The following is a 23898-nucleotide window of genomic DNA, read 5'->3' on the forward strand; positions in this document are numbered from 1 at the left end:
CTGCGGACGAAGGGAGCCGATCAGAACTTGGCGCGGACGCCGGCGATGAAGCGGCGTTCGTAGATGTTCTCGTTGAACACCTGATCGGCCCAAGTGAGGTAATAGCGTTCGGTCTCGCCGGTCAGGTTCGATGCCTGACCATAGATGCTGAACTGGGGCGTGATGTCGTAGGAGATCGAGGCGTCGAGATAGGTTGTTGGCATCTGATATTGCGCGAGGCCACGACCGGTCACTTGGTCCCGGATGCCGCCATAGTTGGACGAGGCGAGACGCTTCGAGCGGTAGTTATAGGCGACACGCGCCTGCAACCCGTATTTCTCGAACCACAGCGCCGCGTTCACCTGATGCTTGCTGTTGTCCTGGAACGGCTGGTTGTTGCCGGCCAGGTCGACGAGGCCGGCGTCGCCCAGCGACAGCGTGTAGTTGGCATCGACGCCGAACCCGCCGAGGAAGCCGTTGACGCCGTAATCGGCGAGCGACTGGCGTGCCGATGCCTCGATCCCCTTCAGCGTGCCGCCTTCGCCCTGTGCCAGCGTGTTGGTGGTGACCGGGCGACGGATCACGCCGTCATTGTCGGGGATGTCGTTGCGGATTTCGGTCGTGGTGGTGATGAAGCTGTCGACTGAGATGTAGAAGGCGCCGACCGCGACCAGGCTGGAGCGGCCGGTATAATATTCGAGGCTCGCTTCGGCATTGGTCGCGCGCCACGGGTTCAGGTTCGGGTTGCCGCGTGAATCCGCGGTCCGCGCCTCGAACCGGGCCGGGTTCACCTGCGTATTGATCGCGTAGTTGACGTTCAGACCGCCGCCCCATTGCAGGAAGTCGAGCACCGTCATCGTTTTCGAGAAGGCGGCGCGGGCGCGCAGCTTGTCACTCAGGTCGAAGGCGACGTTGAAGGCGGGCAGGAAGTCGGTGAATTCGCGGTTCGTCGTCACATCGCCGGCATCGACGCCGGACACGCCATAGGGCTGCGGCGCACCGACGATGTTCTGCCGCACGTTCAGCCGGGTGTTGACGACCTGCAGACCGCCATTGGCGCGGAACGGCATGCCGAACAGTTCGCCTTCGCCCGATACCTGACCATAGCCCGAAATCTGGCGGACGTTGACCGTGAAGCTGTCGGCCGGATTGACCAGATTCTGGCTGCCCGGATAGAATTTGTTCTGCCACGCCTCGCTGTCGTCCATCGCTTTCGGATCGAGCGCATAGAGGGCGGGCGTGCCGCCGGCGGGCAGGGCATATTGCTTGATCAGGTCGGCAAAGATCGGATCGTTCGCCTGACGCGTATAGCCGGCGGTATAGGCATTGCCCTGCGCGTCGCGCACCGCGCACTTGCCGTCGTTCAGGTTGACGTCGAACGCCTTCCACTTGACTAGGCACCCGCCCGCCGGATTGGCGGCATTGTCGGTGTTGCCGGCATAGAAGGGCGATACCCGGTCGAAGGTGAACTGGTCGACGCTGCGTTCGCCATAGCGGCCGCCGAAGGACAGCTTGACGCCATTGTCGGCGGTATATTCGCCGTCGGCGCGCACCGCCCACAGATCGCCGTTCTGATACTGGTTGCCTTCCGACGAAATCGTCTTCAGCCCATAGCGTGACGGGTCGGACGCCTGCGCCAAGAAGGCGGGCGAGAAGCCGAACACCGGCGCGCCGCTCGAATAGTCGACGATCGCGGTCTGGCTGTAGATCTGGTAGCCGGTCGGATTGAACTGCCGGTCGCCGCCGATCGACGCGGGATAGTTGCCGACGCCGTTATAGGCCCATTGCGTGCCGTTGGTCAGGCTGAACTGCGTATAGGCCTGGTCGCGCTCGCGCGATGCCTTGCCGTAAATGCCGCGGATCGTGCCCTTGAACTGGTCGCTCGGCTGCCAGTCGAGTTGCAGGTTGTAGTTCTGCGACTCGCTGACGGTGCGGAAGGTTTCCGAATAGCTGTCGAAGCTGGGCAGGCTGTAGGTATATTGCTGCACCGTATTGACGTTATAGCCGTTGACCACCGCGCCGGTATCGCGCGACTTGGTCGGCAGGAACGGCGACGACAGCCAGTCGACATTCTGGAACTGGAACCCGGCGGTGCGATCATATTGCGTCTGGCGGGTGTAGAAACCGTCGGCGGTCAGTTTCAGCGCGTCGTTGATCTCGAACTGCAACGACGCATTGGCGCCAAAGCGTTCGCGGTTGGTGATGCGGTTCCACGCGGTGTGCGACTGCGGCGTGATGAAGGCGTCGTTGGCATCGCCATCGCCGTTCACGTCAAAGCCGATGATGGCGCCCTGCGCATTGCGCACCGGGGTGCCGCGACTGACGCCGTTGTTGCCGACCGCGAAATTGCCTTGGTTGGTGGCGCTGCCGCCTTCGTTGTTCAGCGCGACGCCGTAATCCTGAATCCCCCGGAAGCTGTTGCCGAGCGTCAGGTCGCTATAGGCGGCCGACACCAGCACCCCGAACCGGTCGCCGTGATAGGCGATCAGGCCGTTGGCCGACGGACTCCACTTCTTGGTATTGTCGCCATATTGCCCTTCGGCGGCGGCCGACAGCGTCAGCCCGCTTTTCAGGTCCATCGGCCGGCGCGTCAGCAGGTCGACCGTGCCCGACAGGCCCGCCTGTTGCAGCGAGGCGGTCGGCGATTTGAACACCGTCGCGCCGGAAAACAGCTGCGAGGGGATGTCGGTGAAGTTCGGCTGTACCGTCGTCACCGAATTGGCGCCGAGGAACTGTTCGCCGTTCATCAGCGTCGTGACCTGCGGCAGGCCGCGAATGTTGACCGCGCCGCCTTCACCCGCCTCGCGACGGATCTGAACGCCCGGGATGCGTTGCAGCGAGTCCGAGATGGTGACGTCGGGGAGCTTGCCGATGTCCTGCGCGCTGATCGCCTCGACCACGCTGGCGGCGTTGCGCTTGATTTCGACCGAGCGGGCCTGCGATGCGCGGATACCGGTGACGACGATGTCGTCGCCGCCCTCGACCTGCGTCGGCGCGGCGGCGGCATCGGCCGGGGTCGCCGTGGCGGCGGGGCTGTTGCCGGTCGCGGTCTGGGCGAAAGCGCCACCCGGTGCGGCCAGACCGATCACCGACACCGCACCCAGCAGTACCGATCGAACAGTCGTCGACGATTCGTAGCGCATCCAAACTCCCCTTTTATGCCGGCAAGACTGTCATCCGCAGCCTAATACAATTAATTAAAGTAATTATTCTTTTCTTCGCGCGATCTGTCAACCCGGTGACGTACGATAGCCATACGGTTGCGGCGAAAAGGGTTCCACCTCTCCCCTCCCTGACAAGGGAGGGGTCGGGGGTGGGTCGGCCCGCGAGAGAGCGTTGCACCAGCCCAAACCTACCCACCCCCAGCCCAGCTTCGGGTAAACAGTGCCCCGCACTGTTCAGGTCATGCCGGGGGCATGACCGCCCCGAAGCTCTTGTCAGGGATGGGAGCAGTTCGACGATATTCCGTTCCGTGGACGCGAGACGACTTCTCTGTCTGCTATCGTCACTCCCGCGAAGGCGGGAGTCCATATGCGCCCGCGTCGTCAATCCAGCCCGAAACGTCAACGTTTATGGATTCCCGCCTGCGCGGGAATGACAGGAATTTGCGATCGTCGTTGAATGTCGATCGGCCCCAAGAACCGGCTCGCGGTCCCCAAAAAAAGCGACAGCTATATGCGCGCACTATGCGATCGGCGGGAATCGCTCTCGAATCTAAACGCTGGCTGCGCCTAATCGCACCTCCCTGAAGGCGGTCGTCACGGGACGATCGCCGCGTACGGGGTGCAAACATGAAATCCTATTCAGCCGTCGTTGCAGCAGCGGTCCTGGCATTGCCGGTTGCCGCGCAGGCGCAGTCGGCACCGGCCGACCCGACACCGCCGCCCGCGATCACCGTGAGCGGTTCGACATCCATCGCGACGGACTATCGCTTTCGCGGCGTGTCGCAGTCGGACCGGGAAATGGCGGTGCAGGGCGGCATCACCGTCGCCCATCGCAGCGGTGTATATATCGGCAGCTGGGCCTCGAACCTTGCCGGGTGGGGCACGTTCGGCGGCGCCAATATGGAGCTAGACCTGATCGGCGGAGTGAAGCTGCCGCTCGCCAACGGCACGCTCGATCTCGGGCTGACGTGGTATCTGTATCCCGGCGGAGCGGACAAGACCGACTTCGCCGAGCCCTATGCCAGGCTGACCGGCACCGCCGGGCCGACGACGCTGACCGCCGGAATCGCCTATGCGCCCCGGCAGCAGGCGATCGGCAAATGGTACGCCACCGGCGCCGATGCCGCCGCCGGCGTCTATACCGATCCCGGCGCGAAGGACGACAATCTGTACCTGTGGGGCGACGGAGCGCTTGGCATCGCCAGCACGCCGATCACTGCGAAAGCGCATATCGGTCATGGCTGGGGGCAGGACGGCCTCGGCCCGAACGCGACCGCGGTGACGCCGACCGGCAGCTACTGGGACTGGTCGCTGGGTGCCGACGTCACGGTCAGGAACCTGACCGTCAACGTAAGCTATGCCGACACCGACATTTCGAACGGCGACGCGACCTATCTCCGCCCCAGCTTCAGCAAGGGGCAGGACGGCACCGGCAACATCGCGGGCGGCACCGTCGTCGTCGCGCTGACCGCCGCTTTTTGAGGAGCCACGCCATGACGGATTTGCTCTGGGTCGCGATCATCATCGGGCTGTTCGCGCTGACGCTCGCCTATGCCCGCCTGTGCGACAACGCGTGAAGGGAAACCGGCGATGACGCTCGACCTCTGGCTGGCGGCGCTGACCGCGATCGGCCTTCTCGTCTATCTGGTGGCGGTGCTGATCCGCCCCGAACGCTTCTGAAGGGAGCGGTATCATGACACTTCAGGGCTGGTTCCTGATCCTTTCGTTCGTCGGCATCCTGCTGGTGCTGACCAAGCCGATCGGGCTGTGGCTGCACGCGCTGTACGAGGGGCGGCGGACCCCGCTGCACATCGTGCTCGGCCCGGTCGAGCGCGGCTTCTACCGGCTTTCGGGCATCGATCCGACCGCCGAGCAGGGATGGCGGCGCTATGCGATCCACATGCTGTTCTTCAACGTCGCGCTGCTGCTGCTGACCTATGCGGTCCTTCGCCTGCAAGGCGTGCTGCCGGGCAATCCGCAGGGGTTGCCGGGCCTGTCGCCCGACCTCGCCTTCAACACCGCGATCAGCTTCACCGCGAACACCAACTGGCAGAGCTATGGTGGCGAAAGCACCATGTCGAACCTTGCCCAGATGCTGGCGCTGACGATCCACAACTTCCTGTCGGCCGCAACCGGCATCGCGCTCGCCTTCGCGCTGTTGCGCGGGTTCGCGCGGCGGGAAGCCAAGGCGATCGGCAACTTCTGGGCCGACGTGACGCGGATCACGCTCTACCTGCTGCTGCCGCTGTGCATCGTCTATACCGTGTTCCTGATCGCCAGCGGCGTGCCGCAGACGATGGCGGGCGCGGTCGAGGTGAACACGCTGGAGGGTGCGCGCCAGTCGATCCTGCTCGGCCCCGTCGCCAGCCAGGAAGCGATCAAGATGCTCGGCACCAATGGCGGCGGCTTCTTCAACGCCAACAGCGCGCATCCGTTCGAGAACCCGACCGCGCTTACGAATTTCGTGCAGATGCTGTCGATCTTCGTCATCGGCTTCGGCCTGACCTGGACCTTCGGCAAGGCGGTCGGCAATACGCGGCAGGGCTGGGCGATCCTCTCCGCGATGGTGATCCTGTTTCTTGCCGGCGTCACCGTCACCTATGCGCAGGAAGCGGCGGGCAATCCGATCCTCCACCAACTGGGCGTCGCGGGCGGCAATATGGAGGGCAAGGAGGTCCGCTTCGGCATCGCCGCCAGCGCGCTGTTCTCGGTCGTCACCACCGCCGCATCCTGCGGTGCGGTCAACGCCATGCTCGACAGCTTCACGCCGCTGGGCGGCATGATCCCGCTGTTCAACATGCAATTGGGCGAGGTCGTGATCGGCGGCGTCGGCGCCGGCATCTATGGCTTCCTGCTGTTCGCGATCCTCGCCGTGTTCGTCGCCGGGCTGATGGTCGGCCGCACGCCCGAATATGTCGGCAAGAAGATCGAGGCGCGCGAGGTAAAGCTGGCGGTGCTCGCCATCGCGGTCCTTCCGCTCGTCATTCTCGGCTTCACCGCACTGTCGTCGGTGGTGCAGCCGGGACTGGCGGGGCCGCTCAACAAGGGGCCGCACGGCTTTAGCGAAATCCTCTACGCCTTCACCAGCGCGGTCGGGAACAACGGGTCGGCGTTCGCGGGCCTTACCGCCAACACGCCCTATTACAATGCGCTGCTGGGCGTCGCGATGTGGTTCGGCCGGTTCTTCGTGATCGTGCCGATGCTGGCGATCGCCGGCAGTCTCGCGGCCAAGAAATACACGCCGGAAAGCGCCGGATCGTTCCCGACCACCGGCGGCCTGTGGGTCGGCCTGCTGGTCGGGATCATCCTGATCCTCGGCGGCCTCACCTTCCTGCCGAGCCTCGCGCTCGGTCCCATCGCCGATCATCTCAGCATGATCCGCGGCCAGCTGTTCTGACGGGGGCCATCATGGCAAAAACCCAATCCAAGAGCCTGTTCACCGCCGACCTCGTCCTGCCGGCGATCACGGCATCGTTCGTGAAGCTCGATCCACGCGAGCTGGTCCGCAACCCGGTCATGTTCGTCACGGCGGCGGTGGCGACGCTGATGACCGTTCTGCTGATCGTCGGGCAGGACGACCTGACCATCGCTTTCAAGGCGCAGCTCGCCGCGTGGCTGTGGCTGACGGTGTTGTTCGGCACCTTTGCCGAGGCGCTGGCCGAAGGGCGCGGCAAGGCGCAGGCGGCGTCGTTGCGCGCGACCAAGGCCGAACTGACCGCCAAGCGGCTGAACGGCGACGGCCGCGACTATGACAATGTCCCCGCCAGCCAGCTCAAGGTCGGCGACGTCGTGCTGGTCGAGACGAACGACCTGATCCCGTCGGATGGCGAAGTCGTCGCGGGCGTCGCCAGCGTGAACGAAGCCGCCATCACCGGCGAAAGCGCGCCGGTGATCCGCGAGGCGGGCGGCGACCGATCGGCGGTGACCGCCGGCACCCGCGTCATCTCCGACGAGATCCGCGTGCAGGTGACGGTCGAGCCGGGCAAGGGTTTCCTCGACCGCATGATCGCATTGGTCGAGGGTGCCGAGCGCCAGAAGACCCCGAACGAGGTCGCGCTGACGATCCTGCTGGTCGGACTGACGATCATCTTCCTGATCGCCGTCGGCACCATCCCCGGCTTCGCGTCCTATGCCGGCGGCAGCATCCCGGTCGCGATCCTCGCCGCGCTGCTCGTCACGCTGATCCCGACCACCATCGCCGCGCTGTTGTCGGCGATCGGCATCGCGGGGATGGACCGCCTCGTCCGCTTCAACGTGCTCGCCAAGTCGGGCCGCGCGGTGGAGGCGGCGGGCGACGTCGACGTGCTGCTGCTCGACAAGACCGGCACGATCACGATCGGCGATCGTCAGGCGAGCGAGTTCCGCAGCGTCGGCGGCACCAGCGACGCCGAACTGGCGGAAGCGGCACTGCTCGCCAGCCTTGCCGACGAAACGCCCGAAGGCCGCTCGATCGTCGTCCTCGCCCGCGACAAATTCGGTCTTCGGCGGCCGATGCCCGACGGGGCGGAGGTCATCGCCTTCACCGCGCAGACCCGCGTATCGGGCGTCCGCTTCGGCGACACGCTGATCCAGAAGGGCGCGGTTGATTCGATCCTGCGCGCCAACGAGGGATCGGGCACCACCGCTGCCGCGACCGAACTCCGCCGCATCACCGACGAGATCGCGCGTGCCGGCGGCACCCCGCTGGCGGTCGCGAAGGAGGGGCGTCTGCTTGGCGCGATCTTCCTGAAGGACGTGGTGAAGGCCGGCATCCGCGAACGCTTCGGCGAATTGCGCACCATGGGCATCCGCACGGTGATGATCACCGGCGACAACCCCCTGACCGCCGCCGCGATCGCTGCCGAGGCAGGCGTCGACGACTTCCTCGCGCAGGCGACGCCCGAGGACAAGCTGGCGCTGATCCGCAAGGAACAGCAGGGTGGCAAGCTGGTCGCGATGTGCGGCGACGGCACCAACGACGCGCCCGCGCTCGCGCAGGCCGATGTCGGTGTCGCGATGAATACCGGCACGCAGGCGGCGCGCGAGGCGGGCAACATGGTCGACCTCGACAGCGATCCGACCAAGCTGATCGAGGTGGTCGGCCTCGGCAAGCAATTGCTGATGACGCGCGGTAGCCTGACGACCTTTTCGGTCGCCAACGACGTCGCCAAATATTTCGCGATCATCCCGGCGATGTTCGTGGCGCTCTATCCGGGGCTGGGCGTGCTCAACGTCATGGGGCTGGCGACACCGGAAAGCGCGATCCTGAGCGCGATCATCTTCAACGCGATCATCATCCCGTTGCTGGTGCCGCTGGCGCTGCGCGGCGTCGCGTACAAACCGATGGCGGCGGGGCCGTTGCTCGCGCGCAATCTCGCCATCTACGGCCTTGGCGGCCTGCTCGCCCCGTTCGTCGGCATCAAGGTCATCGACCTGGTGGTCGGCGCCCTCGGCCTCGCGTAAGGATCAGGAAAATGGGTAAGGATTTCTCTTCGGCACTTCGCCCGGCGATCGTCATGACGATCCTGTTCGCGGCCCTGCTCGGGCTTGCCTATCCGCTGGCGATGACCGGCATCGGGCAGGCCATATTCCCGACCCAGGCGAATGGCAGCTTGGTACGCGATGCGCGCGGGACGGTGATCGGATCGACGGTGATCGGGCAAGCCTTTGTCGCCGATCGCTATTTCCAGACGCGCCCCTCGGCGGCAGGCAAGGGCTATGACGGGCTGGCGTCGTCTGGCTCCAACCTCGGCCCCACGTCGCAGGCGCTGGTCGACCGGGTGCAGGCCGACGTCGCGAAGCAGCACGGCGAGGGCGCGACCGGGCCGGTTCCCGCCGACCTCGTTACCGCCAGCGGCTCGGGTCTCGATCCCGACCTGTCGCCGGTCGCCGCACTGGCACAGGCCCGCCGTATCGCGCAGGTCCGTGGGCTGTCGGTGGAGCGCGTTCGCGGGCTGGTTGCCGCCCATACGCAAGGGTCGCTGTTCGGCGACCGCCACGTCAACGTCCTCGCGCTCAACCGCGCGCTCGACGGCGCGGCGCCGACGCGCTGATGCCAATGGCCGGATCAGGACCGGACGCGGGCCGCCCCGATCCCGACGCCCTGCTGCGCACCGCCGCGCAGGAGGGCAGGGGGCGGCTCAAAATCTTTCTCGGTGCCGCGCCCGGCGTCGGCAAGACCTATGAAATGCTCTCGGAGGGGGCGGCGCGCAAACGCGATGGCGTCGATGTCGTCATCGGCGTGGTCGAAACCCATGGCCGCGCCGAAACCGAAGCTCTGATCCGCGGGCATGAGGTCGTCGATCGCCGCGACATGCCCCATGAGGGGCGTCGCCTGTCCGAGATGGATCTGGACGCGATCCTCACCCGCGCGCCGCGCCTCGCGCTCGTAGACGAACTCGCCCATAGCAACGCGCCGGGCAGCCGCCATCCCAAACGCTATCAGGATGTCGAGGAACTGCTGGCCGCCGGCATCGACGTCTATTCGACGGTCAACATCCAGCACGTCGAAAGCCTGAACGACGTCGTCGCCAGCTTCACCCGCGTCCGCGTGCGCGAGACGGTGCCCGACCGCATCCTCGAACTGGCCGAGATCGAGGTCGTCGACATTCCGCCCGACGAACTGATCGATCGGTTGAAGGCGGGCAAGGTCTATCTCCCGGCCGAGGCGACCCGCGCGCTCGATCATTTCTTTTCCAAATCCAACCTGTCGGCGCTGCGAGAACTGGCGCTGCGCCGGGCCGCGCAGGCGGTCGATGCGCGGATGCTCGACGACGTCCGCGCGCTGGGGCTGGGCGGGACCTGGGCAGGCGGCGACCGGATCGTGGTGGCGATCAGCGAGCTGCCGGGATGCGATACGCTGGTCCGCGCCGCCAAGCGCGTCGCCGATGGCCTGCGCGGCCCATGGACCGCGGTGTTCATCGAAACGCCGCGCGCCGCGCACTTCACCGACGACCAACATGCACGCATCGCCAGGACGATGACGCTGGCGACGCAACTGGGCGGGGCGGTGGCGACCGTGCCTGCCGAAAACGTCGTCGCAGGTATCCAGTCGGTGCTGCGCGACCTGCGTGCCACGCAACTGGTGCTCGGCAAATCGCACCGCTCGCGCTGGTTCGAGCTTCGCCACGGATCGATCGTCGACCGTCTGGTCCGCGACACGCCCGACGTCACCGTCCATGTGCTGCCGATGCCGCAGGCTGTCGCGACACGCCAGCGCGCCCGAGCAAGGCCGGGCCAGTGGGGGACGCGGACCGGCTATGCGATCACGACCGCCATGGTCGGCGGCGTGACGGCGATCGCCAGCGCGCTGTTCCAGATCCTCGATCTCGGCAACGTCGCGCTCCTGTACCTGCTGCCGGTCATGGCGGCGGCCAGCCTGTTCGGGCTGCGCACCGGGTTGTATGCCGGCATCGCGTCCAGCCTCGCCTATAATTTCTTCTTCCTGCCGCCGGTCGGTACGCTCAGCGTCAACAACCCGGAAAACATCGTCTCGATCTTCGTGCTGCTCGGCATCGCCGTCGCGACCAGCCAGCTGACCGCGCGGGTCCGGGCGCAGGCGGACCTTGCCGCCACCAGCGCGCGGACCAACGCCATCCTTGCCGGCTTCCTGCGTCGGATCGCCGGGGTGGGGGATCGCGACGTCGCCGCGCAGATGATCTGCGACGATGTCGGCCGTCTGCTCGACGTACAGGTCGTGTTGCTGGCGCGGACGCAGGGCGGCGATCTCGCCATTCTCGCCGCCAGCGACCCCGCCTACCGGCTCGACACCATGGACCATGCCGCCGCCGGCTGGGCGTTCGATACCGGCAGCCCGGCGGGCAGGGGATCGGGCACGCTCACCGCATCGGAATGGCTGTTCCAGCCGATGAAGGCGGGCGAGCGGGTGCTGGCCGTATTGGGCGTCGCCAGCGACCGGGCGGGCAGTCCGGTCCGCCCTGATCAGTTGCCGCTGCTCGGCAGCCTGATCGACCAGTCGGCATTGGTCCTCGAACGGCTGCGGCTGCAGGTCGAGATGCGCGACGTCGACGTCGTCCGCACCCGCGACCGGCTGCGCGCCGCGTTGCTTTCCTCGGTCAGCCACGACCTGCGCACCCCGCTGACCGCCGTCATCGCCGCCGCCGCGCAACTGCACCATGGCGCGACGCCCGACCTGATCGGCACGATCGAGAGCGAGGCGCAGCGGCTCAATCGCTTCGTCGCCAACCTGCTCGACATGGCGCGGGTCGAGGCGGGCGCGCTGAAGCTGCGGATCGAGGCGACCGATCTCAGCGACGCGGTGACCGGTGCCGCACACGATGCCCGGCGCGCGCTGGAGGGTCATGCCGTGCGGCTCGACGTGCCGCCCGACCTGCCGCTGGTGCGCGCCGATCCGCAACTGCTCCACCACTGCCTGCTCAACCTGCTCGACAATGCCGGTCGCTATGGCGAACCCGGCACCGATATCGTGATCGAGGGGCGCAACCACTTCGGCGAACTGCGGCTGACCGTGCTCGACCACGGTCCGGGTTTGCCACCCGGTCGCGAAGACGAGGTGTTCGAGACCTTCAAACGCCTCGAAGGATCCGATCGCGCGATCGGCGGTACGGGCCTCGGCCTCGCCATCGTCAAGGCGTTTGCGGAGGCCATGGGTATGACAGTCGAGGCGAGCAACCGGCCGGACGGCAACGGCGCCGCGTTCGTGCTGGTCTTCCCTTCCGACCTGATCGTCCGCGATCTTCCGACCGAAAGCGTTTCCTGACATGCCCGCCAAAGTCCTTGTCGTCGACGACGATGCCGCGATCCGCCGCCTGCTGCGCAACACGCTGCTCCGCGCGGACTATGGTGTCGTGGAGGCGGCGGATGCGAAGGAAGCGTTGCGGCAGGCGGCGGTCGAACATCCGGGCGCGGTGCTGCTCGATCTCGGCCTGCCCGACCGCGACGGGCTGGGCATCATCCCGCAACTGCGCGGGCAGGGGGACATGGTCATCCTCGTGGTGTCGGCGCGCGATGCGGTGGATGAAAAGGTCGCGGCGCTCGACCTCGGTGCCGATGACTTCGTGACCAAGCCGTTCGATACCGAGGAACTGCTCGCCCGCCTGCGGGTGGCGCTCCGGCATCGGGGATCGTCGGCGACGGCGGAAAAGATCGTCCGGCGCGGCGATCTCAGCATCGATCTCGACCGGCGGATCGTCTGCCGCGCTGGCGAGGAACTGCATCTGACGCGCAAGGAGCATGAAGTGCTCGGGCTGTTGGCGCATCACATCGGCCGCGTGGTGACCCACGAACGCATCCTCGCCGCCTGCTGGGGCGCGGGGGAGGATGCGCGGGTGGAATATTTGCGTATCGTCATCCGAAACCTCCGCCAAAAACTCGAAACCCCCGCCCCGGTCGGCAGCGTCATCGCCAATGAACTGGGCGTCGGATACCGGCTGCGTGCCGACCATTGAGCGGGTGACGCGCTACCGAACGGCCTGTCTCACTATCCGACCGGCACGCACCGCGCTAACATCCTCGCCAATCAACGAAAGGCTCGGGATGCGCGGTTACGGATGGATCGGTCTCTGGGCGGCGTTGACGGCCGCGACGCCCGCCACCGCGCAACGGGTCGAGGAAGCATCGATCGACCAGTTGCAGGCGCAGATGCGCGCGGGCGCGACCGACAGCGTTGCCGTTACCCGTGCCTATCTCGCCCGGATCGCGGCGATGGATCGCGCCGGACCGACGCTGCGCAGCGTCATCGCGGTCAATCCCGATGCGCTGCAACAGGCGGCCGCGCTCGATGCCGAACGCCGTGCCGGGCGGGTGCGGGGGCCGCTGCACGGCGTGCCCGTCCTCATCAAGGACAATATCGAAACCGCGGATCGGACCGCGACCACCGCCGGCAGTCTGGCGCTACGCGACAACGTGACCGGGCGGGATGCGCCGCTGGTCGCGTATCTGCGCCGCGCGGGGGCGGTGATCCTCGGCAAGACCAACCTGTCCGAATGGGCCAATATCCGCTCGACTCGGTCGATGAGCGGATGGAGCGCGGTCGGCGGGCTGGTGCGCAACCCCTATGCGCTCGATCGCACCGCGTGCGGATCGTCATCGGGATCGGGCGCCGCTGTTGCAGCGAGCTTTGCGGCCGCCGCGGTCGGGACTGAGACCGACGGATCGGTCGTCTGTCCATCGTCGATCAACGGGCTGGTCGGGTTCAAGCCGACGCTCGGCCTCATCAGCCGCAGCCGGGTGGTGCCGATCAGCCATAGCCAGGACACGCCCGGCCCGATGGCGCGGTCGGTGCGCGACGCGGCGCTGCTGCTCTCGGCAATGGCCGGCCCCGATCCGACCGACGCTGCGACCGCACGTACCCGGGTTCGCGACTATGCCGCCGGCCTGTCGACGGACGCGCTCAAGGGGCGGCGGATCGGCGTGATCCGGCCGAAGGGCATGACGCCGCCCCTGATTCAGCGGTTCGATGCGGCGCTGGCGGTGCTGCGCGCGGCGGGCACGACGCTGGTCGAGGTGACGCCGCCCAATCTCGACGGGCTGGGCGAGGCGGAATTGCTGGTGCTCCAGACCGAGTTGAAGGCCGATCTGAACGCCTATCTCGCCACGACCCCGCCGGCGGTGACGGCGCGCACGCTCGATCAGGTCATCGCGTTCAACCGCGCCAATGCCACCACGGAAATGCCGTTCTTCAAACAGGAGACGTTCGAGGCGGCGGCAAAGACCGGCGGGCTGGACGATCCCGCCTATCGCGCCGCGCGGGCGAAGTCGCTGCGGCTGGCGGGGGCGGAGGGGATCGACGCGATGCTGAAGGCGGCGAAGGTCGATCTGCTGGTCGAACCGACCTATGGCGCGGCGTGGCTAAGTGATCCGGTGTATGGCGATCAATATGGCGGCCCGTCGGCCTCCGAACTGCCGGCGGTGGCGGGCTATCCGCATCTGACGGTGCCGATGGGGCTGGCGCAGGGGCTGCCGGTCGGGCTGTCGTTCATCGGGACGGCGGGGGCCGACCAGCAGGTGCTGAACGCCGGCTACGCCTATGAGCAGAAGGCGCAGGCGCGGGTCGCGCCGCGCTATCTGGAGCGAGCGGACGTGGGCGCAGGGTTGGAAGGGAGCCGGTAGGGCCAGACCGCGACGTTCCAGCGTTCGACCACCAACTCATCGTACCCCGGCCTCCGCCGGGGTACGGCGGAAGTCCGGTCAGATCGGGAAGTTCGGCAAGGTTTCGTCACCCTCGGGACGAAATCGGGGACGCTATCCCAACGTCTTGAGCAATTCCTCCCACCACACCACGCCCGGATCGATCGTCGCCACCGGCACCCGTTCGTTCAGCCCGTGCGCAAAGATTTCGCCCGGCTTCATGAACACCCCGCCCACGCCGAAGCTCGGTATCCCCTTCGCCCGGAAATGCATGGAATCGGTCGCCCCCGCTTCCTGCATCGGCAGCACCGGCGTACCCGGTGCGCGCTTGGCGACCACCGCCTTCACCGCGCCGACAACCTTCGGGTCGAGCGGGGAGGCGCCTGCCTCGATCGTGCCATTGTCGCGAAACGTCACCTTGATCGTCGGATCGGCGACTAGTTCGACCAGCTTCTTCTCGATCTCGGCGCGCGGCGTGCCCGGAAAGATGCGGCAATTGATGTTCGCCATCGCCCGCTGCGGCAGGGCGTTGGGCGCATGGCCGCCGTTGAACATCGTCGGCACACAGGTCGTCCGCACCTGCCCGACATAGCGTTTGTCGGCGGACAGGATGTCGGCGGCGGCGGTGTCGGCCGGATTGGCGGCGAACGCCTTCATCGCCGCGCCCAGCTCGCCCGGCGTCGCGGCGGCGGTACCGGCCAGCGACGCCTTGGTGATCTCGTTCTGCTGTGGCGGGAAGCGGTAATTGGCGATCCGCACCACCGCATTCGCCAGCACCGCGATCGCGTTGCGCGGCCCCGGCCGGCTCGAATGGCCGCCGGGATCGGTGACGGTCAGATGCCAGTCACCATAGACCTTTTCCGCCGCCTGCAGGCCGTAGGCGATCGGCTTGCCATCCTCACCCAGCGCGCCGCCACCGGCATCGGCGTTGAGCACCAGCCCGGCATTGGCGAAGGCATTGGCCGCCGCCTGCGTCGTCTTCATCTCGGTCTCTTCGTCACCGGTCAGCACCAGCACGAGGTCGCGTTTCGGCACCCATTTCTCGCGCTTCAGCTTCATTAGCGTCGCGACGACCAGCGACACGTTCGCCTTGTTGTCGAGACTGCCCCGCCCGAAGACATAGCCGTCCTCCACCACCGGCGTGAACGGATCGCGGGTCCAGTCCTTCGCGTCGGCGGCGACGACGTCCATATGGCCCAGCACCACCGTCGGCTTGGCCTTCCGGTCGCGCCCGGCGATGCGCGCGGTCAGATAACCGGTCTCGCCGATCGGCACGAAGGTCACGTCGCCATCGGCGAAGCCCGCCGACACCAGCTGCTGCTTCAGATAGGCGGCATAGGCCGGCACCTGCCCCTCGCCCTGCACCGTCTTGAACGCGATGCCGCGCGTCAACAGGCCCAGCGCTTCCTTGCCGGTCGCAGAGGTCGGCGCATCCTGCGCGATTGCGGCGGCGGGGATCAGGGTGGACGCGGCAAGGACGGCGAACAGGTGGCGCATGGACTTCTCCGACAGGAACGTCGTCAGTCTGCGCCGGGGAAGGGGCGGTGTGCAAGACCGCCCCGCATGGGTCACGCCGGCAGCGCCGCGATCGCCTTCGCATGGTCGGACACCAGCCGGATCGTGCTGTCGCCGGTAAAGATGCCGTACCAGCCCTGCGGCTCGTGCGGCGGGTCGCCCATATATTGGCGGTCGCCGTCCTGGAACCGATAGTCGGGATGCGCGGCGCGCGCCTCGCCATTCCATGCCCAGAAATTGGTGCCGGCGATCGGCCCGCCTTCGCGCATGTCGTTGATCGCGGCCGAATAGATGCGGCCGTAGAACCGGTCCTTGTAGGTCGTCGCGACTGCCGGATCGTTGCTGCCGCCATCGCGCGGATAACCGAATTCCTCGATCACCATCGGCTTGTTCAGTTGCCGGGCCAGCGCGACATGGTCGGCGATATACTGGTCGGTCAGCGTCTCGCCGCGCGCGGCGGTGTTGGCGAGGTCGGTCTGCTTCACCCAGTCCCAGTTGTTGGGCCAGATATGAACGGTGAGATAGTCTATCTCAGGGATCGCATGTTCGGCCAGCACGATCTCGGCGCTTTCCAGCCCACCCTTCAGTCCCTCGCTGCCGGTCGACACCAGATGGTTGCGGTCGATCGACTTGATCAGCTGCGCACTGTCGCGAACCCACGCATAGAATTGCGGCAGATTGGCATGCGCCTTGTCGCCCGACGGGCGCGGTTCGTTCGACAGCTGCCACGCCATGATCGTGGGATCGTCGGCATACGCCTTGCCGGTCACGCCATTGGTCCGCCCGACGACGGTACGGATCCAGTCGCGATACAGGTCCATGGCGGCGCGATTGCCATAGAATTGCGCGTTGAAGTTCGCGAACTCCGGCCATGGATGCGCCGGATCGTTCATGTTCAGATAGCTGCCGCCATTGACGTAGGACAGATACGTCATCATGCCGCCCGACCATTCCCAGAAATTGGTCAGGTACAGCACCGCGCGAATGCCGCGCTTGCCCATCTCGGCGAGCGCATAGTCGAGTCCGGCGAGCAGCGTCTGGTTATAGTCCTTGCCCGGCCCCCGAAAGCCCGGCTTGATCGAGTTCTTGAGCGGCCCTTCCTCGCTCGACGCCAGCACGCGCAGGTTGGTCACCCCCATCGCCGCCAGCGCGTCGAGTTCGCGGCCCAATCGCGCGCGGTCGCCATAGGGTGCATCGGCGCCGAGATAAGCGGCATACCACATGTTGCCGCCGACGAAGCGATAGGGGCGGCCCTCCAGCGTCAACCGCATCCCCTCGCGCCGTACGAAACCGTTCGCGCCGTCCGTGCCGGTCCGCGACAAGGGCGGCGCCATGGTACAGCCGGCAAGCAGCGCGCCCGATCCGATGAAGCCGCGCCGTGCGATCGTCGTCATTCTCTCCAGCCCCTTATCTCGACGTCGGTCATGCCGCGCCGCTCTTGTCGATCGCTGTCAGACTGCGGAAGCAGGGCGAGGCTGTCAACAAACGAATTTCGTTTTTGTTTATTCTTTGGCCGCGTGATCGAGCCGGAAGGGCTTGCGCGCTTTCTCCTGCAAGGAAGTGGGCGGATATTGCCGAGTTGCCGCGCCGAAGCATGGATGCGATAACGACACCGGGTGTTTGCTACCGGTACGCCGGGGCAGGCAGGTTTCTACGCTGGTCGGGCCGCCAGCGCTGCCTGCCTGCGTCTGGAACACGATCCTATGAGTCACGCCCATTCCCGCCCCGGCACCATGCGTCGGTTCCTCCACGCACAATCATCAGCTGGGCTGGTCCTGATGGCCGCGGCGGCCGTTGCACTCGGGATCGCAAATTCGCCGATCGGGCCGGGCTATGCCGCGATGCTGCACACCTATTTCGGGCCGCTCTCGCTCGAACACTGGATCAACGACGGCCTGATGGCCCTGTTCTTTCTGCTGGTAGGTCTGGAGATCAAGCGCGAGGTGCTGGACGGTCAGCTTTCCACATGGCCACGGCGCATCCTGCCCGGGATCGCCGCGACGGGCGGGATGATCGTGCCGGCGCTGATCTATCTCGCCTTCAACCGCGGTCCGACCGCAGCCGGGTGGGCGATACCGGCCGCGACCGACATCGCCTTCGCGCTTGGCGTCATCGCGCTGCTCGGCAACCGGGTGCCCGCGTCGCTGCGCATCTTCCTCGCGGCGCTGGCGATCATCGACGACCTCGGCGCAGTGGTCATTATCGCGCTGTTCTACACGGCCGGTCTGTCACTGCCCGACCTTGCCGGGGCAGGTGGCGCGCTGGCCGTCCTCATCTGCCTCAACCGGTTCGGGGTGCGGCGGCTTTCGCCCTATATGCTCGTGGGGCTGGTCCTCTGGGCTTTGATGCTGCGGTCCGGCATTCATGCGACGCTCGCCGGGGTGATGCTCGCCTTCACCATCCCGATCGATCGCACACCCGGCCGTGCCGATGACGAAAACACCAGTCCGCTTCACACGCTGGAGCATCGGTTACACCTTCCGGTCGCCTTCCTCGTGGTGCCGATCTTCGGCTTGGCGAACGCCGCGGTGCCGGTACTCGGGTTGCCGCCCGGCGCCCTCGTCGCGCCGGTCACGCTTGGCGTTGCAGCGGGGTTGCTGATCGGCAAGATCGCGGGCGTCTTCGGGTTCACCACCCTCGCCGTCCGCATGGGTCTGGCGGACATGCCCGCATATGCCGGCCGGCTTCAGATGTTCGGGGTGGCATGCCTCTGCGGGATCGGATTCACGATGAGCATCTTCATAACGCTGCTCGCCTTCCCGAACAGCGCATTGCTCCAGGCAGAGGCCAAGATCGGCGTGCTGGCCGGTTCGCTGGTGGCCGGACTGCTCGGCTACACGATCCTGCGATGGGGCAGCCGTGATGACCGCGGTCCTATGATCCGGTCGTGATTGGCCTTCCCGAAACTCGATCTCGATGGGAACGGCTTAGCCACCTCGCTGGCCGTTCCCAATTTGGAGGCAGCCTACGCGCTATCTGGTGGCAGCGCTCCGCTGTTCGGCAGGTGTCGCAGCGCGGTGCCCGTAACTCAGGACGCTGGTGATCCGCCAGGCACCATCCTGCTTCGCCCAGACCATAACGAACCTGGCGACACCCTCGCATCGTCCCGTCGCCAGATCACAGAAGCGGTGTTCGCCTTCCTCGATCGCGCCATAGTCCTTGATCGTATAGACGCGGAACGTCGCCGGGATCAGCTCGCGCTTCACCTTCCCGCAAATAAATTTGCGAACGCCGTCGACCATTGCGTCACGCTCGAACGTTGCGCCGCCGGTGTCGTGGTAGAAGGCAACCTTCGGATCGAAATAGCCCGAGAAGGTCGACAGGTCGCAGCGGTTGTAGGCGTCGAATACCTTCGCATCGAGCGCGCCGATCTCGGTGGCCAACGGATCGGCGGGGGGCGGGACGGACGTCGCGAGCACAGCGGCGGCAACGGCGATCGCGGTCGTCAGGCGCATGATCCTGTCAGTTCATCTGGCCGCGAAGGAAGGCGATCAGCTTCGGATCGCTTCCCGTGGCTTCGAGGATGGGCAGGATGGCCCGCCACCCGTTGTCGCTGTTGGTCAGGATGACGATGCCGTCGCCGCTCGCCCGATCGATCGCGGCGAAGGTGAAGGCGCCTGCATCCTTGCCGGTATGCAGCATCGTCGTGCCCTCGGGAAACCCGAGCAGCTGCCAGCCGAGGCCGAAGCCGGTCCACGGCGGACAGGTGGCCGCTTTCGATCCGGCACATATGTCGGGCGTCAGGTCGGCCTGGGATGTGCTGCGCTCCGCCGCGACAGACGCGACCAGGCCCCGGTCGTTGCGGGCATCGATGAGGAAGCGCGCATAATCACGCGCCGTCGCATGCGCCAGATCGGCAGCATTATATCGCGTCACCCGCTCGACCGGCAGCGGCTTGCCGGCGTCGTCATAGGGCACGGCGATCGGCGCCGTCTCGCCTTGTGCCGACACATAGCCCGACGCCCGCATATGGGCGGGGACGAACAGCCAGCGGCCGGCAAGTGTCTCGAACGATTGCCCGGTGCGACGCTCGGCGTAGCGCGCCGCATATCGATACCCCTCGCCCGAATAGCCGGTGGTCGTGCCGGGATCATGATCGAACGCCAGCCCCTTCGCATCGCGCCAGTTCGGCAAGCCGGTGCGATGGCTCAGCGCCATGCGGACCGTCAGCTTCATCCGCCGGGGATCGCGCGACAGGTCGGGGTCGCTCCAGTAGCGATCCATCGGCTCGTCGAGCGACAGCTTGCCGGCCGACACCAGTCGCAGGATGACCTGCGCCGTCAGAGGCTTCGTCAGCGAAGCGAGATTGTACGGCGTGGCAACGGTCGCCGCACGGCTGGGGCCAGCCACGCCCCAGGCCCCGGTCGAAACGATCCGTCCGCCCCGAATCACCGCGACCGACGCGCTTTCAACGTGCTGTTCGCGAAGGATTGTGCTCATATCCGGCAGTGCGGTGTTCGTCGTGGCGGCCGCCATCGAGGCGCAAGCCATCAACGCGACCATGCCGCCACGAATTCCCTGTCGCAACGTGCTAACTGTATTGCTCATATACAACAGTTAGCGACATCGAAGTTTGGCCGCAACCAGGATCGCAACGGCCATTGACGTGACCGACGTGAGAACCGCGATACTCCCAAAATACCATCTCGATCGGAACGGTCGCCGGGCTTGGCGTGCGATTGCGACCATCCTTGCACGGCAACCCTGCGCGGGAACCATGAACGTCGGAACCGTGGCTCCCCAAACAAGAAGGGCCGCGACGCAAGTCGCGGCCCTCGAGGCGCTTTCCCAAGGGGAGGGAAACCGGATCAGAGCGTCAGGCGTGCCGATATCTGGAACTGACGATCGCTCTTGAAGTACGAACGCGGTGCCTCCAGACCTTCGTCGTTCAGCACGAACGTCGTCCGCGTCGTCGCGTCGAACAGGTTCTGGACCTGCACGCCGATCTTGAACTGCGGGTTGACCGTGTAGAACAGCGATGCGTCCGCCTGACCCGTCGCCTGTGCGTACACCGGCAGGAACGGGAAGCAGCAGTCGCGGTTGGTCAGCAGATACTTCGACCGCCAGCTATAGGCAATACGGGCATAGACACCGGCCAGATCGTAGAAAGCCGACACGTTGAAGTTGTACTTCGACAGTTGCGCCAGCGGCAGGCCGTCATACAGACCCGCGACGTCGAGCGGCGGGCGGTTGCCGTCCTCGGGCCGGTTGTCCGGCACCGCGTTCGGAACCTTGCCTGGCTCGATATAGGTGAAGGTCGCCTGCGTCCCCAGCCCGCGCAATGCACCCGGCAGGAAGTCGTAGGTCTGCTGGTACGAGAATTCCGCACCCTTGATGTTGGCGTTGCCGGGCACGTTGACCGGGCCGTTGATCGTCGCGGCAAAGGTCTGGCCGTTGTTGGTGAAGCTGCGGCTATACCCGAAATTGTCGAGGATGATGTTCGACAACTGCTTGTAGAATACCGCGGCGGTCAGCGAGCCAACCTTGGCGAAATACCATTCGGCGGTCAGGTCGACCTGCTTGGCGTCGATCGGCCGCAGGAACGGGTTCCGCGCATTGGCGCTGAAGCCGTAGATGCCGGTCGTGTTCGACGACGACGGCGCGAGGCCGACGAAGTTGCGCAGATCGGTGAAGCCCGGACGCGAAATCGCCTTCGATGCCGCCAGACGGAACAGCAACTGCGAATTTGGCTGGAACTTGATGTTCAGGCTCGGCAGCCACTTGTCGAACTTCTGGGCGGCGACGTCGGTCGTCGATCCGTTGTTCGAGAAGGCTACGATCGCCGCCTGCTGTGCCGCGGTCAGCGTACAGATCGGGCGGATGGTGTTGTTCGGGTTGGCCGAGGCGCAATAGGCCGCGACGTTCGCCGAACTGCCGATCGTGTTGCCGATGTTCGGGAAGGCGACGCCGCCGAACGACTGGTCCTCGGTATGGACGAAGCGCACGCCCACGTTACCCGACAGATTGGCTTCGCCGCCGCCGATATTGTCGACGCCGAAGTCGAGCCGCGCATAGCCCGAATAGGTCTTTTCGGTAATGCGATAGACTTCGTTCGGCCGGAAATAGCCGTCGACCAGCGGGGCTGCGGCGGTACCGCGATCCTCCAGTGGCGTGTAGCCGCCGCCGCCCTGACGGGTGGCCGTCCGCAGCAGCGCGGTCAACGCATCGTGGTCGGTCAGGATGCCGTCCTGGATGCCCCATGCCGTCGGCGGCTGTACCGCCTCGCCGCGATAGAAGTCGGCGAAGTTCACCGGCGTCATGCTGTCGCGATACTTGTCGACGGTCGCCAGCGCCGAAGTCCAGGTGTCCGACACCGCGCCCCAGTTATTGTAGTCGTTGGCCTTCACCGTCTGGTCGCGGGTCGAATAGCGACCGCCGACGCGGACCTTGCGCAGGAACGAATCGTCCGACACGTCATATTGCGCGTCGGCGCGGAACGCCCATTCGTCACCGTCCGAATGCGTGCGATTGTTCATCGCGTCGCGGATATAGGTGTTGGTCTGGCTGGCGAAATAATCGCGGACCGACTGGCCGTTGGCGGGGATCAGGTTGATCTGCGGCACGTCGCCGCGCCCGTCGATCGACACGCCGTTGAAGTTGGCGAGTTCGACCACGTCGTCGGAATCGCGCGCCTTCGAATAGACATACTGCCCGTCGAAATTCAGGTGCAGGCGATCGGTCGGATCCCACTTGACGTTCAGCGACTGGTCCTGCGTGAACCCGCTGGTCTGGAAATACCGGTTGCCGAGCGTCGTGTACTGCCCGCCGCCCTGGCGGATCAGCGTGCCGTTGGTGAACAGGCCGTCCTCGTCATAGGTCGGCTGCGTGCCGGCTTGCGGGAAGATGGCGTTCGCATCGGCATAATAGACGTTCGGTTCGACGGTCCGGTCGAGCCAGCTCTGCCCCGATTCCGCGCGCAGGAACTGCGCGGTGACCAGCAGGTTGCGCGACGCGTTCTCATATTGCGCTGCCGCCGAATAGCCGACGCGCTTGCGGTCGAATTCCTGCATTCGCATGCCCGCGCCCAACGGCACGTAAACGAGTTCGCGGTCCGACGGCACCGGATAGCGGTCGAACAGCGTCGACTGATATGGCGTGCCCGCATTCAGCACACGGCCTTCGCCCGCGTCCTGCACGCCGTTGCCGTTCCGGTCGTCGTTGTAACGCGGCAGGAACGCCGAATAGAATACCGAGTCCGACCGGCTGCGCTGACGGTTGTAGCTGCCGCTGGCCATGATGCCGAAGCGGCCGCCGCTGGGAATATCCCACTGCTTGGAGAACAGGCCGACGAACGCAGGCTCGCCGCGGCCGTTATAGTCGCCATAGTTCATGCTGGCCGACAGATAGACCAGCGTTTCCTTGGTATCGAACGGCTTGCGGGTGTTGATGTTGACCGAACCCGAAATGCCGCCTTCGATCATGTCGGCGGTGAGATTCTTGTAGACCTCGACCGATCCGACCAGCTCGGTCGGTACGTCGTTGAAGCCGATTTCGCGACCGCCGCTGACGCCGAAGCTGTCGCGGCCGTTGAACTCGCCGCGGACGTAGGACAGGCCGCGGATGGTGACGCCCGATCCTTCGACCGAGAAGTGCGCGGTGTCGGTTGCGGCGGCGAAGCGGGTGATCGCAACGCCCGGCACACGCTGCAGCGCTTCGTTGACCGAACGGTCGGGCAAGGCGCCGATATCTTCAGCGGTGATCGCGTCGACAACGGTGTCAGCATTGCGCTTAATGCTTTGCGCGTTGGCAAGCGACTGGCGAAGGCCGGTGACAACGATGTCATCGCCGCCCGATTCATCGGCCGCCGGGGTCTGCACGTCCGCTACCGTGACGTTGGACTGGTCGGGCGCGGTCTGGTTGTCGATCGACATGCTGCCCGATACCGGACGCTTGCCCGCGCCGGCGCCGGCCGGAACCGAATTGTCGGTCTGCGGTGCGTCGGTCTGCGGCTTGGACTGGTCGTCGCGCGATGCCGGCGCGACCGTCGTCTGCGCCATCGCGCCCGTCGCTGCCAGTTGCACCGCGACCGTCAGCGCCAGCAGCGACGCCGTCGTGCCCAGCCGCTTGCGCGTATTCAAACCATCCATGGCGAATTGCTTCCCCATCACGCTTCCTCTCCCCGAATGTCCCGTCGGCGGGACTCAACCTTATA

15 protein-coding genes are annotated in these 23898 nt (G+C 66.0%); 9 read left to right on the top strand and 6 right to left on the bottom strand.

Annotated elements, in window-relative coordinates; all coding sequences use genetic code 11:
- Positions 1–20: 20 nt before the first annotated feature.
- Positions 21–3122: a TonB-dependent receptor gene (locus ASE59_RS14780; protein ID WP_056457866.1), complete on the bottom strand. Its 3102-nt coding sequence runs from the start codon at positions 3120–3122 to the stop codon at positions 21–23.
- Between the two features lie 648 nt (positions 3123–3770).
- Between ASE59_RS14780 and ASE59_RS14785 the strand changes: the two genes are divergently transcribed.
- From ASE59_RS14785 to ASE59_RS14820, 8 genes are all read left to right on the top strand, one after another.
- The gene (locus tag ASE59_RS14785; RefSeq protein ID WP_056457869.1) at positions 3771–4625 is read left to right on the top strand and encodes a TorF family putative porin; all 855 of its coding nucleotides are present in this window, start codon (positions 3771–3773) and stop codon (positions 4623–4625) included.
- Between the two features lie 108 nt (positions 4626–4733).
- Positions 4734–4823, top strand: coding sequence for a K(+)-transporting ATPase subunit F (gene kdpF / locus ASE59_RS14790; RefSeq protein WP_019517694.1), 90 nt, complete (start codon positions 4734–4736; stop codon positions 4821–4823).
- Between the two features lie 13 nt (positions 4824–4836).
- Positions 4837–6540: a potassium-transporting ATPase subunit KdpA gene (gene kdpA / locus ASE59_RS14795; RefSeq protein WP_056457872.1), complete on the top strand. Its 1704-nt coding sequence runs from the start codon at positions 4837–4839 to the stop codon at positions 6538–6540.
- Positions 6541–6551: 11 nt separating this feature from the next.
- Positions 6552–8585, top strand: a complete 2034-nt coding sequence (kdpB, locus tag ASE59_RS14800) for a potassium-transporting ATPase subunit KdpB (protein WP_056457877.1) — start codon at positions 6552–6554, stop codon at positions 8583–8585.
- Positions 8586–8596: 11 nt separating this feature from the next.
- The gene (gene kdpC, locus ASE59_RS14805; RefSeq protein WP_056457880.1) at positions 8597–9175 is read left to right on the top strand and encodes a potassium-transporting ATPase subunit KdpC; all 579 of its coding nucleotides are present in this window, start codon (positions 8597–8599) and stop codon (positions 9173–9175) included.
- Entirely contained in the window at positions 9175–11862 is a 2688-nt protein-coding gene (locus tag ASE59_RS14810; protein ID WP_156360103.1) for a sensor histidine kinase, read from the top strand. The genes kdpC and ASE59_RS14810 overlap by 1 nt, the downstream gene beginning before the upstream one ends.
- 1 nt (position 11863) lies before the next feature.
- A complete protein-coding gene (locus tag ASE59_RS14815) occupies positions 11864–12550 on the top strand; it encodes a response regulator transcription factor (protein ID WP_056457888.1) in 687 nt (228 codons plus the stop codon).
- Positions 12551–12638: 88 nt separating this feature from the next.
- Positions 12639–14213 carry an amidase gene (locus tag ASE59_RS14820; protein ID WP_056457891.1) on the top strand — a complete coding sequence of 525 codons (1575 nt, stop codon included), beginning with the start codon at positions 12639–12641 and terminating at the stop codon, positions 14211–14213.
- A gap of 132 nt (positions 14214–14345) precedes the next feature.
- Here the strand turns inward: ASE59_RS14820 and ASE59_RS14825 are convergent, their stop codons facing one another.
- Together ASE59_RS14825 and ASE59_RS14830 are read right to left on the bottom strand one after the other, a co-directional pair.
- A complete protein-coding gene (locus tag ASE59_RS14825; protein WP_056457894.1) occupies positions 14346–15728 on the bottom strand; it encodes a M20/M25/M40 family metallo-hydrolase in 1383 nt (460 codons plus the stop codon).
- Between the two features lie 71 nt (positions 15729–15799).
- Positions 15800–17140 carry a glycoside hydrolase 5 family protein gene (locus ASE59_RS14830; RefSeq protein ID WP_056457897.1) on the bottom strand — a complete coding sequence of 447 codons (1341 nt, stop codon included), beginning with the start codon at positions 17138–17140 and terminating at the stop codon, positions 15800–15802.
- A gap of 309 nt (positions 17141–17449) precedes the next feature.
- Between ASE59_RS14830 and nhaA the strand changes: the two genes are divergently transcribed.
- Entirely contained in the window at positions 17450–18637 is a 1188-nt protein-coding gene (gene nhaA, locus ASE59_RS14835) for a Na+/H+ antiporter NhaA (RefSeq protein ID WP_056457900.1), read from the top strand.
- An 81-nt stretch (positions 18638–18718) separates the two neighbouring features.
- Here the strand turns inward: nhaA and ASE59_RS14840 are convergent, their stop codons facing one another.
- From ASE59_RS14840 to ASE59_RS14850, 3 genes are all read right to left on the bottom strand, one after another.
- On the bottom strand, positions 18719–19201 hold the full coding sequence (locus ASE59_RS14840) for a nuclear transport factor 2 family protein (protein ID WP_082458490.1): 483 nt from the start codon (positions 19199–19201) through the stop codon (positions 18719–18721).
- 7 nt (positions 19202–19208) lie between these two features.
- Positions 19209–20294, bottom strand: a complete 1086-nt coding sequence (locus tag ASE59_RS14845) for a serine hydrolase domain-containing protein (protein ID WP_235515795.1) — start codon at positions 20292–20294, stop codon at positions 19209–19211.
- Positions 20295–20554: 260 nt separating this feature from the next.
- A complete protein-coding gene (locus ASE59_RS14850) occupies positions 20555–23851 on the bottom strand; it encodes a TonB-dependent receptor (RefSeq protein ID WP_056457903.1) in 3297 nt (1098 codons plus the stop codon).
- Between the last annotated feature and the right edge of the window lie 47 nt (positions 23852–23898).

This window comes from Sphingomonas sp. Leaf10, from assembly GCF_001421245.1.
Lineage (GTDB): Bacteria > Pseudomonadota > Alphaproteobacteria > Sphingomonadales > Sphingomonadaceae > Sphingomonas.

Bases quoted from the DNA above. Each gene is read 5' to 3' on its own strand.
- ASE59_RS14780 (WP_056457866.1), bottom strand. From the start codon at position 3,122: ATGCGCTACGAATCGTCGACGACTGTTCGATCGGTACTGCTGGGTGCG.
- ASE59_RS14785 (WP_056457869.1), top strand. From the start codon at position 3,771: ATGAAATCCTATTCAGCCGTCGTTGCAGCAGCGGTCCTGGCATTGCCG.
- kdpF (WP_019517694.1), top strand. From the start codon at position 4,734: ATGACGCTCGACCTCTGGCTGGCGGCGCTGACCGCGATCGGCCTTCTC.
- kdpA (WP_056457872.1), top strand. From the start codon at position 4,837: ATGACACTTCAGGGCTGGTTCCTGATCCTTTCGTTCGTCGGCATCCTG.
- kdpB (WP_056457877.1), top strand. From the start codon at position 6,552: ATGGCAAAAACCCAATCCAAGAGCCTGTTCACCGCCGACCTCGTCCTG.
- kdpC (WP_056457880.1), top strand. From the start codon at position 8,597: ATGGGTAAGGATTTCTCTTCGGCACTTCGCCCGGCGATCGTCATGACG.
- ASE59_RS14810 (WP_156360103.1), top strand. From the start codon at position 9,175: ATGCCAATGGCCGGATCAGGACCGGACGCGGGCCGCCCCGATCCCGAC.
- ASE59_RS14815 (WP_056457888.1), top strand. From the start codon at position 11,864: ATGCCCGCCAAAGTCCTTGTCGTCGACGACGATGCCGCGATCCGCCGC.
- ASE59_RS14820 (WP_056457891.1), top strand. From the start codon at position 12,639: ATGCGCGGTTACGGATGGATCGGTCTCTGGGCGGCGTTGACGGCCGCG.
- ASE59_RS14825 (WP_056457894.1), bottom strand. From the start codon at position 15,728: ATGCGCCACCTGTTCGCCGTCCTTGCCGCGTCCACCCTGATCCCCGCC.
- ASE59_RS14830 (WP_056457897.1), bottom strand. From the start codon at position 17,140: ATGACGACGATCGCACGGCGCGGCTTCATCGGATCGGGCGCGCTGCTT.
- nhaA (WP_056457900.1), top strand. From the start codon at position 17,450: ATGAGTCACGCCCATTCCCGCCCCGGCACCATGCGTCGGTTCCTCCAC.
- ASE59_RS14840 (WP_082458490.1), bottom strand. From the start codon at position 19,201: ATGCGCCTGACGACCGCGATCGCCGTTGCCGCCGCTGTGCTCGCGACG.
- ASE59_RS14845 (WP_235515795.1), bottom strand. From the start codon at position 20,294: ATGAGCAATACAGTTAGCACGTTGCGACAGGGAATTCGTGGCGGCATG.
- ASE59_RS14850 (WP_056457903.1), bottom strand. From the start codon at position 23,851: ATGGGGAAGCAATTCGCCATGGATGGTTTGAATACGCGCAAGCGGCTG.